General features: G+C 54.8%; 10 protein-coding genes. 7 read left to right on the top strand and 3 right to left on the bottom strand.

Annotated features, from left to right (window positions below):
- Positions 1-145 precede the first annotated feature (145 nt).
- A complete protein-coding gene (locus K7H08_RS03050; protein ID WP_038485786.1) occupies positions 146-1747 on the top strand; it encodes a BCCT family transporter in 1602 nt (533 codons plus the stop codon).
- Positions 1748-1851: 104 nt separating this feature from the next.
- Entirely contained in the window at positions 1852-2685 is an 834-nt protein-coding gene (locus tag K7H08_RS03055; protein WP_095603235.1) for an alpha/beta hydrolase, read from the top strand.
- Here the strand turns inward: K7H08_RS03055 and K7H08_RS03060 are convergent.
- Together K7H08_RS03060 and K7H08_RS03065 are read right to left on the bottom strand one after the other, a co-directional pair.
- A complete protein-coding gene (locus K7H08_RS03060; protein WP_038485792.1) occupies positions 2676-3623 on the bottom strand; it encodes an ABC transporter substrate-binding protein in 948 nt (315 codons plus the stop codon). The genes K7H08_RS03055 and K7H08_RS03060 overlap by 10 nt on opposite strands.
- A gap of 111 nt (positions 3624-3734) precedes the next feature.
- Positions 3735-4706: a GlxA family transcriptional regulator gene (locus K7H08_RS03065; protein ID WP_120386726.1), complete on the bottom strand. Its 972-nt coding sequence runs from the start codon at positions 4704-4706 to the stop codon at positions 3735-3737.
- Positions 4707-4880: 174 nt separating this feature from the next.
- On the opposite strand from K7H08_RS03065, the gene hutC reads away from it, so the two are divergent.
- The gene (gene hutC / locus K7H08_RS03070; RefSeq protein ID WP_038485798.1) at positions 4881-5597 is read left to right on the top strand and encodes a histidine utilization repressor; all 717 of its coding nucleotides are present in this window, start codon (positions 4881-4883) and stop codon (positions 5595-5597) included.
- Between the two features lie 34 nt (positions 5598-5631).
- Here the strand turns inward: hutC and K7H08_RS03075 are convergent, their stop codons facing one another.
- Complete coding sequence (locus tag K7H08_RS03075; protein WP_231657150.1) at positions 5632-6954, bottom strand: YjiH family protein; 1323 nt, start codon at positions 6952-6954, stop codon at positions 5632-5634.
- Positions 6955-7295: 341 nt separating this feature from the next.
- Here K7H08_RS03075 and hutI point away from each other — a divergent pair, with 341 nt between their 5' ends.
- From hutI to hutH, 4 genes are read left to right on the top strand one after another with little or no spacing between them, the layout of a single operon-like run.
- A complete protein-coding gene (gene hutI / locus K7H08_RS03080; protein ID WP_231657151.1) occupies positions 7296-8510 on the top strand; it encodes an imidazolonepropionase in 1215 nt (404 codons plus the stop codon).
- Complete coding sequence (gene hutG, locus K7H08_RS03085) at positions 8500-9465, top strand: formimidoylglutamase (protein ID WP_231657152.1); 966 nt, start codon at positions 8500-8502, stop codon at positions 9463-9465. Before hutI ends, hutG begins: the two co-directional genes overlap by 11 nt.
- 56 nt (positions 9466-9521) lie before the next feature.
- The gene (gene hutU, locus K7H08_RS03090) at positions 9522-11201 is read left to right on the top strand and encodes a urocanate hydratase (RefSeq protein WP_231657153.1); all 1680 of its coding nucleotides are present in this window, start codon (positions 9522-9524) and stop codon (positions 11199-11201) included.
- 26 nt (positions 11202-11227) lie between these two features.
- Entirely contained in the window at positions 11228-12778 is a 1551-nt protein-coding gene (gene hutH / locus K7H08_RS03095; RefSeq protein ID WP_231657229.1) for a histidine ammonia-lyase, read from the top strand.
- The last annotated feature ends 29 nt before the right edge of the window (positions 12779-12807 follow it).

Genomic DNA, 12807 nt, shown 5'->3' on the forward strand with positions numbered 1-12807 from the left:
GTCCGCCAGCACGGACGGTTGACCGGGATTGCCGGCCCGACGTCCGGCCCAAGAGGACAAGCATATCGCTACGCCAACTCTCCCTCATCGATCCACGCCGCCTTCGCATAACAACTCACCCAAGGCCGAACTCAGTACAGACTACATGGTGACAGAGCTCGCCCAAGGCGGTTTCTTCCAAGGCATGCACAAGGGAATGACGCTAAGTGCTAGCGGCCTAGTGCTGCTCTTCGTACTTTTCACCGGGCTTGGCTCAGATACAGCTGGCAGCGTGTTCGGAGCAACACGCGCCTGGATTGAGAGCACGTTTAGCGGTTATTATCTGATTACCGTGATGCTGCTACTAGCGGTCTGCGCCTTCATTGTCTTCAGTCGCTATGGAAGCGTAAGGCTTGGCGCTGACGACAGCCGCCCAGAGTTCAGTAACTTTGCGTGGTTCTCGATGCTCTTCTCAGCAGGTATCGGCATTGGCATCCTGTTTTTTGGCGTCGCTGAGCCAATCTTTTATCTTGACGATACCGGTGCGTTTGGCTACCCCAACAACCCCCATGCCGATATGGCCGGTGCCGCCGCCATCGGTCACGAGCGCGCTATCGATGCGTTACGCGTTACCGTTTTTCACTGGGGCCTTCACGGCTGGGCCATCTATGTGATTGTCGGTATGTCGCTGGCGTATTTTGCTTATCGAAAAGGGTTGCCGCTAGCACTGCGCTCGGCGCTTTACCCCTTTATAGGCGAACGCATCTTCGGCCCTATCGGCCACCTGTTTGATATCCTTGGGGTGCTCGGCTGCGTCTTTGGCGTCGCTACTTCGCTAGGGCTTGGGGTTAGCCAAATGGCCGTTGGCTTAGAACGGCTAATAGGTGTCGACCCAGGACTAAATACCCAGTTAATACTTATCGCGGGTATTTCAGTTATCTCAATACTCTCAGCCGTATCCGGCGTACGCGGCGGTATTCGTCTTATCTCCGAGATGAATATCTGGGTGTCCCTAGTGGTCGTGAGCATTTTCCTAATTGCAGGCCCCACGCTGTGGCTCATCATGGCGTTCGGCGAAACCATGCTCGACTACGCTATCAATTTTATTCCCATGGGACTTTGGTACGCTGATGAGGAAGGAACCGCCGCTTGGCAACAGGGTTGGACAATCTTCTACTGGGGCTGGTGGCTAGCCTGGGCTCCCTTTGTCGGTCTTTTCATCGCCCGAATTTCTAAAGGACGTACGTTACGCGAGTTTGTATTGGGCGTTCTGTTAGTACCTACCCTGATCATTTTTGTTTGGCTGATCATCTTTGGCGGCAACGCCATGTATCAGGAGTTATATGCAACGAATGGCCCAGGTAGCGCCGGTATTATTGAGCTGGTTAACGCTTGGAACCTACCCTCAGCACTGTTTGCCACGGCTGATGGCATTGTCGGCAGCGGCACGTTTGGCTGGATACTCTCCGCCATGATGGTATTTCTGCTAATGAGCTGGTTTGTCACCTCTTCAGACTCCGGCACGTTAGTGCTGACCACCATTTTATCATTAGGTGACAATGAACCGCCTAAACGCTTCCGAGTGTTCTGGGGCGTGGTGATTGGTTTGGTGGCGGCAGTGTTGTTGGTTGCCGGAGGCCTGAACGCACTGCAAACAGCGCTTATTGCTGCTGCCTTACCGCTAAGTGTTGTTGTACTCGTGATGACCGCAGGTGTACTACTTTCGCTATTCCGCGAGACGCTCGATGCACGACGCAAAAGACGCTGATCTAACCATCCCGATGACATCAGGCGTGCTTAACGGCAGCGCCTGACTGTCAGTGAGAGACAGCATCAAACCAACGCAGTAACGACTGACTGGTGGAGCCGCTAATGGACATAAACGCTTTTATAACCCGCTTCGATGCGGGCTTAAAAGATATCGAAAATGGCTCTCCTGCAGTAGCACGACAGCGCTACGATCAATTATGTCAAACGTTTGCGCCGCCTAATCCGTCAGGCATGACAATCACTGACGAAACCTGGGAAAGCGTAGCCCTCCGACACTTTATCCCTGCATCCGCTGAGTCTGGCCAAGTGCTATACATTCACGGGGGGGGATTTACCCTGGGGTCTATCGACAGCCATCATGGCGTTGCAGCAAGCCTTGCAGAGCAGCTAAAGCGCCACGTTATCAGTGTCAGCTATCGCTTAGCGCCGGAGGCGGGCTACCACAACATGCTAGAAGACTGCCTCAAGGTCGCTGAGGTTATAAAGCCCATCGCAGTAGTAGGTGACAGCGCTGGCGGTCGCATAGCCATAGATTTAGCGCCCTTACTGCACCGTTGCGTGCCCCTAGGACTTATCTATCCGCCGGTCGGCAAACTAAACCAGCAAACGCTGGGGGCCGATGCGCCGTTACTTAGCCGACATGATGTCTTGTCACTCATTCCCTACTGCCCGTGGATTGGGAACCACTTCGATACACTTCCACCGGAAACGCAGATTGAGGTTCTTTCAGTTGAGCACGACCCTTTGACCGCACCGCTCGAAAAAGCCATTGCGGACTGGAGGAACAACGGTATGCCGGTAGGCTATCGCTGTGCAAAAAACATGGTTCATGCGGCATTACATGCCCACGCGAACCTGCCTGAAATGCAAAGCGCTTGGCAAGATTTTTGCCAAGCGCTTAACAAACGGTTAACACGAAATATTGGTTACTGGTAAGTCGAACGTACCGCCTGTATCGCTGGCTGCCCATCTTTAGTCGTCACGCCATCCAGCCATGTCTCTACCGTGTCTAAATTAGCGCTAATCCACTCAGACGCTACCTCGTTGGCGGGACGATCCTCATAGCTGTAGTCATGCACCCACGCGTTTTGATCCTCAATATCCACTACATACTGTGAAAGAAAACGATGCAGCTGGGGATCATCTTCGGCCATATTGGCCGGAACGATAGTCCAAACAGTGCTCTCAATTTGGGCAATGCCCGCCTCATCGGCATCATCCAGATAAGCTATGTCGAAACTGACGTTCATCCAATGGGGCTCCCAACCAACAAAGGTCACCCACTCTTCATCCGCCATCTTTTGCTCTGCCTGCGCCAACATAGCGGCGGTGGAGCTTTCACGCAGACGCCAGTCTCCTAAGCCTGCAATATCATTATCAATAGCTGCCAGAATGGCCGTGTTAATCCCGGTGCCCGCCTCGATGCCCTGAATATCACCGTCGAAACGGTCACGGTAGGCGTCCAGGTCGGCCACCGATGTCACACCGGCATCGTAAACGTACTGAGGAACCACCAGGCCAGAGTTCGCCCCCTGGATATTGGAGACCAGCTTTTCAATTTTATTATCAGCAACCAGTGGCTCAACCATATCGGTTTGCACCGGGTACCAGCCCCCTAGATAAACATCCACATCGTTACGCGCTAGCCCCTCAAGAATAACGCTTACGGCCAAATCACGCTGACTTGTTTGATAGCCCATCGCTTCCATCAGTTGCGCTGCCACTTCAGATTTCACGGTGACACCTGGCCAAGGGGGGACGCCCAAACTTACTTCGTCAAGTTCAGCGGCGGCAGGACCAGCAATCGCAAGCGCTGCCAGTCCTGCGGCGCCAAGCGTGTAAATACTCTTTAAACCACCGTGTGCGTTCTTCATTGTAATGTCCTCTTTTATCGATATACGACATCAGTTTGCCTGCTAAGCCGCAGCAGGAACGACACAAAGCGACATTACTTAAACACAAAGCGACAGTCACTCCGAGAACACTCAACTATCTGCTTGTTGGCGCGCTTCAATCGGTGAGCGGCCATAGTGTGCACGGAACGCACGGGCAAAGCTCGAACTAGAAGTAAAGCCGCAGGCCACACCTATGGCAAGTACGCTCATATCGGTCTCCGTCAACAACCGCTGGGCACGGCGTAAGCGAAGTTGCTGATACCACTGGCGAGGAGATACATTCAAGTGCTGTTCAAAAAGCCGCTGTAACTGGCGAGATGACACACCACTCCGGTGGGCAATATCAGCCAATGGAAGAGGCTCTTCTAGATGCCTCTCCATCAGTGCAACGGCCTCGACCAAACGCCGATTGTGGGTGCCTAAACGCTGAGCTAGCGACATTCGCTGCTGATCGCTACGGCTACGTAAACGCTCGTGAATAAGCTGCTCGGAAACATCAACCGCCAGCTTGGTTCCGTGACGCCTGGCGATCACTGCTAAGGCCATGTCCATGGCTGCGGCTCCCCCCGCACAGGAAAAACGTCGCTCCCCGATCTCAAATAACTCGTCGGTTGTTTCAATCGTTGGAAAACGCTCACGGAATACCGGCAAGCTCTCCCAGTGCAAGGTGATTCGCTCTCCCTTCAATAACTGAGCGGCGGCTAATATAAAGCCTCCGGTGTCCAACCCCCCCAGGGCACATCCGGCTTGATCAAGCCGATGCAGCCATGAAATGAGCGCTCGGCTTAAATGATCTTCAGGCTCAAAGCCGCTACACACCGCCAACGATGGCAGGTCGAGACCCTCGCCCATCGACTGATCGACTAATAGCGTCATACCATTGCTTGCGGTGACAGGCTCACCATCACGACTAAATAGCGTCCACTCAAACAGCGTTTGGCCGCTGATCCGATTGGCTATTCGTAACGGCTCTACCGCAGAAAAAAATGCCATCATTGAAAAGCGCGGTAATAATAAAAAACCAACGCGCTCTGGCAGTGATCCAGAATAGTTAAGGCGCAAAATAACTCCTAAAATAAGCGCTTTCTTATCGATGCTGACGATTACTAAGCGAATCAGGCAACGCCAATGAATCCTCGTACATAATACACGCCCAACCAGCAACAGGATGCCCTGGGCCTTTGCACAAGGTACACTGGAGATGGTTAGACATTAGATTCATTTGAAAGGCACTTCATGACCAGCGCTCCTCCACTTTATCTGCAAATACAGCAGCACCTGTTAGAAAAAATCCAGGGCGGTGCCTGGCAAGCACACCACCAGATCCCTCCCGAAGAGCAGCTTGCCCGAGATTTTGGGGTAAGCCGAATGACGGCTAATAAAGCGATTCGTGATCTCGTCCAAAAAGGCTACCTTACACGCCAGCCTGGGTTAGGTACCTTCGTGACAGATCGCAAGGCAGAGTCGTCGCTGGTCGAGGTCTACAACATTGCCGATGAAGTGCGCTTCAGGGGGCACCATTACAGTAATCACGTACTGGTATGTGAAGCCATTGAAGCGGATGACGAAGTCGCTTTGCGGCTAGGCGTTCGCTTGGGTAGCCGCGTGTTTCAAACGCTGCTGGTGCATTTGGAAGACGACACACCTATTCAGCTTGAAAACCGTTATGTTAACCCTCGCTGGGTACCCAACTACTTAACCAGCGACTTCTCACTGCACACACCCAATGAAGTATTGGTAGCGGCCTGCCCGATTACTGACGTAGAGCACACTGTTGAAGCTGTGCTTGTCGACCAGCAAACTGCCGATTGGCTTGCTATTGATACCGCAACCCCCTGCCTGAGTATGGTACGACGCACGTGGTCAGGCGAGCAGCTCATCAGCTATGCCCGTTTACTGCATCCAGGCGACCGCTACAAGCTGCGCTCCTCGGTGCATCGCCAAGCGTCATAAAGACTTAGATGGTAAAAACTTAGCTGGTAAAGACCTAGCTAATAAGCGCTTGTACCAAATACCCGGTGGGTACGGCGAGCATCAAGCTTAATGCAACGCGAATAAACCACACCACCACCATGCGCCCTACAGAAAGCGGAATGCTCGTAGAAAGAATGCAAGGAATTGAGGCTGAGAAGAACAGCACAGCGGATACTGATACAACGCCTGCAGCAAAACGCGAAACAAAGTCCGCTTCTGCCATTAACAGTGCCGGTAAAAACATTTCGGCAAGGCCAGCAGCGGATGCCTGGGCAAGCGCAGCCGCATCAGCAATGCCCCACACGGCCACAAAGGGGTAAAACAACCAACCCAGCCACTCAAATAGCGGCGTGTATTTAGCCGCAAGCAAGCCTAGCAAACCCACCGACATGATCGAAGGCAGAATGCTAATCGCCATCACTAGCCCTTCTTTAAAGTTAATTGCGACACTTTTATGCAACGCCGGTGCGCGGGCGGCCACTTCCAACCCGGTATGCCATGCCGTTAGCAAGCGTTTGCCTGCTACCGCCGTAGGTTCCCCGTCTTCAGCACTATCATCTATACGCGATAAGGGCGGCAAACGAACGGTGACAGCCGTGACGATAAACGTGATCAATAACGTTAGCCAAAAATAGGCGTTCCACACCGCCATTAAATCCAGCGTGCGCGCCACAATAATCATGAACGTCGCCGAGACAGTCGAAAAACCCGTGGCGATAATGGCCGCTTCCCGCGCGGAATACTGCCCCGCCTGATACACCCGGTTGGTAATCAATAATCCGATAGAGTAACTGCCCACGAATGAAGCGACCGCATCGATTGCCGAGCGTCCTGGCGTTCGCCAAATGGGCCGCATTACGGGTTGAACCAGCACGCCAATAAGCTCAAGCAACCCATAGCTGATCAACAAGGCCAGGAAAATCGCGCCAATAGGAACGATCAAACCAACGGGAATCACCAGCTTCTCAAACAGGAAAGGCAGCATATCTGGCTCATGCAGAAAGGCAGGCCCCCAGCCAGTCAGCGCCATCAGGGCAGCCATTACCCCGAGCAATTTTAGTGCGGTAAAAATGCGCTCGGTAACGTTTCGATTCCAGTAGCCTCGAATCAACGGGTACGCAGCCCCAGCGGCAATCAGTGCCAGCGCATAGAAGCCACCTGCATCTCCTAGCCAGCTCCGGGCACCGGTCACCATATGATCGAGCAATATAGTGCTGCGACCGCCAATTTCGACAGGCACGAAGAAAATCAAAATCCCCAGCGCACTTGGCAAAAACAGTTTGAGGATCAGCGCGGCGCTGGGCCGCTGACGGGTTGTAGTATTGGGAGGGAGCATGAGCATGCCTCTTGTTATGTAACAGCGTTTAGAGAGCCTTCCACGTATCTTCAACACTTAATGTATATACATATACACACCAATTGAAGAGCACCACCAGCCAATATAAATAGACATTAGTCTAATGAATCAGACTAAAAACAGTCTTCATTAACATCAAAAAACACATAACAAACTGTTTAAAATACCAAAAACAACAAAACCTCATCTTTTCATGCATTTCACCCTTCCCTCTATTTTGTAACAAGCAGCTTGACGAATCGGCTCATATTGACCTTAATTGTATATACATTAAGATTTGAAAATAAATTTTTGCACATCGCCTTTGAAAGGAGCTCCTCATGCCGAATGCAACGGATCGTCGCCTCTGGCGCGATATCAGCGTCTTCGATGGCTTGCGGACATTGCCCGACCGCATGGCCGTTATTACCGAAGGGGCACACATCATCACCTTGTCGCCCATGAGTGAGTTCGACGAGCAACTCGCCAATAACTGCACAGAGATGGGCAGTGGCGGTGTGATGACCCCTGGTCTTGTGGATTGCCACACCCACCTTGTATTTGGCGGTTCTCGGGCTGAAGAGTTTGAAGCGCGGCTTGAAGGGGCTAGCTATGAAGAGATTGCTAAACGCGGTGGCGGCATTCTCAGTACCGTTCGTGCCACGCGTGAGGCTAGCGAAGATGAGCTGCTAAGGCTCGCTAAACCGCGCCTTGAAGCACTGATTGCCGACGGCATTACCACCGTGGAGATTAAGTCTGGCTACGGGCTTACTGTCAAAGATGAACTCAAGATGCTGCGTGTCGCGCGCCGTCTCGGCAAGATGCTGCCAGTCAACGTCGTCACGACGCTGTTGGGCGCCCATGCCCTCCCCCCAGAATACAAAGATGACAGCGACGGCTATATCGATCTTGTCTGCCAGGAAATGATCCCCGCAGCAGTGGCTGAAGGCCTGGCTGATGCCGTTGATGTGTTCTGCGAAAAAATCGCTTTCTCGGTGGAACAGTGCGAGCGAGTGTTTGCAGCCGCCGAGGCCCACGGCCTACCCATAAAGGCACACGCCGAACAGCTCTCTAACCTGGGCGGAACGGCCATGGCCGCGCGCCACGGAGCACTATCTGCTGACCACATTGAGTACCTGGATGACACTGGCATCGCTGCCATGCGTGAGGCCGGTAGTGTGGCAGTAATCCTGCCAGGTGCTTTCCATACCCTCCGTGAAACGCAACAACCGCCGATTGCGGCGCTGCGCACCGCGGGCGTCCCGATGGCGGTGGCAACCGACGCCAACCCCGGCAGCTCCCCACTGTTTATGCCCACGCTAATGCTCAACCTAGCCTGCACGCTGTTCCGCCTGACTCCCCAAGAGGCACTGGCGGGCATGACCACTCATGGGGCAACTGCGCTAGGCCTATCGGGCAAAGGGCGCATCCACGAAGGTGCAGAAGCCGACCTCTGTGTATGGGATATCGATGCACCCGCCGAGCTCGCTTACGCCGTACAACCAGGACGCCTTCGTCAGCGCATGTTCCAGGGAGTGCTTACCCATGGCCATTAACAGTGAAGCCACTGCCACTGAACTCGACATGTCACTCTGGACGGGCCGAACAGACCCTGAACCCAACAGTGAGCGCTGGCATCAAAAGATCCAACCGCTCAGCCCAACGGCAGCGCCGGGCTGTGCTTTATTAGGTTTTGAAAGCGATGCAGGTGTAGCCAGAAACCAGGGACGTACCGGTGCCGCGCAAGGCCTTTCGGCGCTGCGTAAAGCGCTGGCACCGCTGGCGTGGCACCGCACAGGCCCGGCCTATGATGCGGGAAATGTACGCTGCGAAGGCGATGCCCTAGAAACCGCCCAACAAGCCCTCGCTGATCGATTAGCAGCGTTAATTAAGGCTGAACACTTTCCCGTTGTGCTAGGTGGCGGCCATGAGGTGGCCTACGGCAGTTGGCTGGGGCTTGCCCAGCATCTCGCTGATAACGGTGAAAAAGCACCACGCATCGGCATTATCAATTTTGATGCCCACTTCGATCTGCGCGATCCCTCTCATGTGCGCTCTTCGGGCACCCCCTTTACGCAAATTGCTGATGAATGCGCCAAGCGCGGCTGGCCGTTTCGCTACGCCTGCTTAGGCGTAAGCCGCGCTGCAAACACGCGCGCGCTGTTTAGTCGCGCAGCAGAACTCGGCGTCATGGTTCGTGAAGACCGGGAATTTCAACCGGCCCACCTTGAGTGCATTCGGCGCGACCTGGAGCGCTTCATGGTGCGTTGCGATCACCTCTATCTGACCATCGATCTGGATGTACTGCCCGCAGGGGAAGCCCCTGGCGTCAGTGCCCCCGCCGCTCGCGGCGTCTCACTCGCGCTGATTGAACCGCTGATTGAGACCATCCGCGACAGCGGCAAGCTGCGCTTAGCCGATCTCGCCGAGCTAAACCCCGATCACGATATCGATAGCCGTACTGCCCGCACGGCAGCACGGATTGTCTTTCAGTTAGCGCTCGACACCTAGCGCCTTGCATTAACGAATCAACTAACAAAAAACCGCCAAATCAGAGGAACCAAATCATGTTACCAAACGATAAACGTCACGACGCTTCCCGTAAGATTGCTGCTCCCACCGGTAGCCAACTCAGCTGCAAAAGCTGGCTGACTGAAGCACCGCTGCGCATGCTAATGAACAACCTCCACCCTGACGTGGCTGAACGCCCCGAGGACTTGGTGGTGTACGGCGGCATTGGCCGCGCTGCGCGTGATTGGGAGTGCTACGACAAAATCGTTGAGACTCTGCAGCGCCTGGAAGATACGCAAACCTTGTTGGTGCAATCTGGCAAGCCAGTAGGCGTATTTGAAACCCATAAAGATGCCCCGCGGGTACTTATTGCCAACTCCAACCTGGTCCCCGCCTGGGCCAACTGGGAACACTTCAACGAGTTGGATCGCAAAGGCCTAATGATGTACGGCCAGATGACTGCAGGCTCATGGATTTACATCGGCTCTCAAGGCATTGTCCAAGGCACCTACGAAACCTTTGTGGAAGCAGGCCGCCAACACTTCGACGGCAACCTGACAGGTCGCTGGGTTCTCACTGCAGGCCTGGGTGGCATGGGAGGCGCTCAACCGCTCGCCGCTACCCTGGCCGGCGCCTGCTCGCTGAATATCGAGTGTCAGCAAACCAGCATCGACTTCCGCCTGCGCACGCGCTATTTAGATGAGCAAGCAGACGATCTCGACGATGCGTTAGCGCGTATCGAACGCTACACTGCCGAAGGCAAAGCCGTCTCGATTGGCCTGTGTGCGAATGCCGCGGATGTATTACCCGAACTGGTCAAGCGTGGCGTTAAGCCCGACATGGTGACTGACCAAACCAGTGCCCACGACCCGCTACACGGCTACTTGCCTGCAGGCTGGACCTGGGAAGAGTACGTGGCACGTGGCAAATCCGAACCACAAGCCACCGTAAAAGCGGCCAAGCAGTCGATGGCCGTGCATGTACAAGCCATGCTCGACTTCCAGAAAATGGGCGTGCCCACTTTCGATTACGGCAACAATATTCGCCAAATGGCTCAAGAAGAAGGCGTTGAAAATGCTTTCGACTTCCCTGGTTTTGTACCCGCCTATATTCGCCCCTTATTCTGCCAGGGAATTGGCCCCTTCCGCTGGGCCGCGCTATCAGGCGACCCGGAAGACATTTACAAAACCGATCAAAAAGTCAAAGAACTGATCCCTGACGACCCGCACCTGCACAACTGGCTGGATATGGCCCGCGAGCGCATCAGCTTCCAAGGCCTTCCGGCACGTATCTGCTGGGTCGGCCTGAAAGATCGTGCGCGTCTTGGCCAAGCCTTCAACGAGATGGTCAAAAACGGCGAGCTTAAAGCACCCGTCGTGATTGGCCGTGACCACCTGGACTCCGGCTCCGTGGCAAGCCCCAACCGCGAAACCGAGGCGATGATGGATGGCTCCGACGCGGTCTCCGACTGGCCGCTGCTGAATGCCCTTCTTAACACCGCCGGTGGCGCGACCTGGGTCTCGCTACATCACGGTGGTGGTGTCGGCATGGGCTATTCCCAACACTCTGGGGTGGTTATCGTCGCCGACGGCACCGATGATGCCCACGCACGACTTGGCCGCGTGCTGCGCAACGACCCGGGCACTGGCGTTATGCGCCATGCCGATGCAGGCTACGACATTGCCAAACAATCTGCCCGTGAAAACGGCCTCGATTTGCCGATGCTGAAGAACTAATTCAACGACTTCAAGGAGCACTCATGATGACCCATCTCGATATTCAGCCCGGCAAAATGACACTGGCGCAGGCGCGCCAGGTCTTTCAATCCCCCGTCACGGTTAGCCTGCCTAACAGTGCCGACGAGGCGATCCAAAAAAGCGTCGATTGCGTCAATCGGGTAGTTGAGGAAAACCGCACGGTCTACGGTATTAACACCGGGTTCGGGCTGCTTGCTCAAACGCGTATCGCTGATGAAGACCTGGAAGCACTGCAGCGTTCGTTAGTGCTTTCTCATGCCACCGGCGTGGGCGCTGCGATGGATGACAGCCTTGTGCGGCTGATCATGGTGCTTAAGGTTAACAGCCTGGCACGCGGCTTTTCCGGTATTCGTCGTGAAGTGCTTGATGCCCTTATCGCATTGATCAACGCCGAAGTGTATCCGCATATTCCGCTCAAAGGTTCTGTGGGTGCGTCAGGTGATCTCGCGCCGCTGGCCCATATGAGTGTGGTACTGATTGGTGAAGGCAAAGCACGCTACAAAGGCGAGTGGCTCAGTGCCGAAGAAGCGCTAAAAGTCGCCGGTCTTAGCCCGATTGCACTAGCTCCGAAAGAGGGTCTCGCGCTGCTCAATGGCACCCAGGTGTCAACGGCTTACGCGCTACGCGGCCTGTTCGATGCCGAAGACCTCTATGCTGCCGCCACGGTTTGCGGCTCACTGACAGTTGAAGCCACCCTAGGGTCGCGCTCACCGTTCGATGCGCGCATTCATGAAGTACGTGGCCAACGTGGCCAGATCGATGCGGCGGCGGCCTACCGACATTTACTCGGCGAGAGCAGCGACATCGGCAACTCCCACGCCAACTGCGATAAAGTGCAAGACCCTTACTCTTTGCGCTGCCAGCCGCAGGTGATGGGCGCTGCGCTTACCCAAATTCGCCATGTTGCCGACATACTGGCCGTAGAAATCAACGCGGTATCCGACAACCCCTTAGTTTTTACTGACAGAGGGTTTGAAGATACCGACGACATCATCTCCGGCGGCAACTTCCATGCCGAGCCGGTGGCCATGACGGCTGATAACTTAGCCTTGGCGATTGCCGAAATTGGCTCACTAGCGGAACGACGCATCTCGCTGATGATGGACAAACACATGTCCCAGTTGCCGCCCTTCCTGGTCGAGAAAGGCGGCGTCAACTCTGGGTTTATGATCGCCCAGGTAACTGCAGCCGCGCTTGCCAGTGAAAATAAAGCCCTAGCGCACCCGCACAGTGTGGATAGCCTGCCCACTTCAGCCAATCAGGAAGACCATGTTTCCATGGCCCCAGCGGCTGGCAAACGCTTATGGGAAATGGCCGATAACGTGCGTGGCATTCTCGCCATTGAATGGCTCGGCGCCTGCCAGGGGCTGGATATGCGCCACGGCTTAACCACCACTGCACCGCTGGAACAAGCCAAGCAGTTGCTGCGTGAACATGTCACCCACTACGAACAGGACCGCTTCTTTGCGCCAGACATTGAAGCCGCAAGCGAGCTGTTGGCAAGCAGAGCTTTGAGCCCGCTTATTCGGCCTGGCACCCTGCCAAGCCAACGTTAAATGACACTCGTTTTCCCGCTACGAGGGGT

The sequence above is a fragment of the Halomonas sp. IOP_6 genome, assembly GCF_021151565.1.
Taxonomy (GTDB): domain Bacteria; phylum Pseudomonadota; class Gammaproteobacteria; order Pseudomonadales; family Halomonadaceae; genus Vreelandella; species Vreelandella alkaliphila.

Coding starts and splice junctions, on each gene's coding strand:
- K7H08_RS03050 (WP_038485786.1), top strand. CDS start 146: ATGGTGACAGAGCTCGCCCAAGGCGGTTTCTTCCAAGGCATGCACAAG.
- K7H08_RS03055 (WP_095603235.1), top strand. CDS start 1,852: ATGGACATAAACGCTTTTATAACCCGCTTCGATGCGGGCTTAAAAGAT.
- K7H08_RS03060 (WP_038485792.1), bottom strand. CDS start 3,623: ATGAAGAACGCACACGGTGGTTTAAAGAGTATTTACACGCTTGGCGCC.
- hutC (WP_038485798.1), top strand. CDS start 4,881: ATGACCAGCGCTCCTCCACTTTATCTGCAAATACAGCAGCACCTGTTA.
- K7H08_RS03075 (WP_231657150.1), bottom strand. CDS start 6,954: ATGCTCCCTCCCAATACTACAACCCGTCAGCGGCCCAGCGCCGCGCTG.
- hutI (WP_231657151.1), top strand. CDS start 7,296: ATGCCGAATGCAACGGATCGTCGCCTCTGGCGCGATATCAGCGTCTTC.
- hutG (WP_231657152.1), top strand. CDS start 8,500: ATGGCCATTAACAGTGAAGCCACTGCCACTGAACTCGACATGTCACTC.
- hutU (WP_231657153.1), top strand. CDS start 9,522: ATGTTACCAAACGATAAACGTCACGACGCTTCCCGTAAGATTGCTGCT.
- hutH (WP_231657229.1), top strand. CDS start 11,228: ATGACCCATCTCGATATTCAGCCCGGCAAAATGACACTGGCGCAGGCG.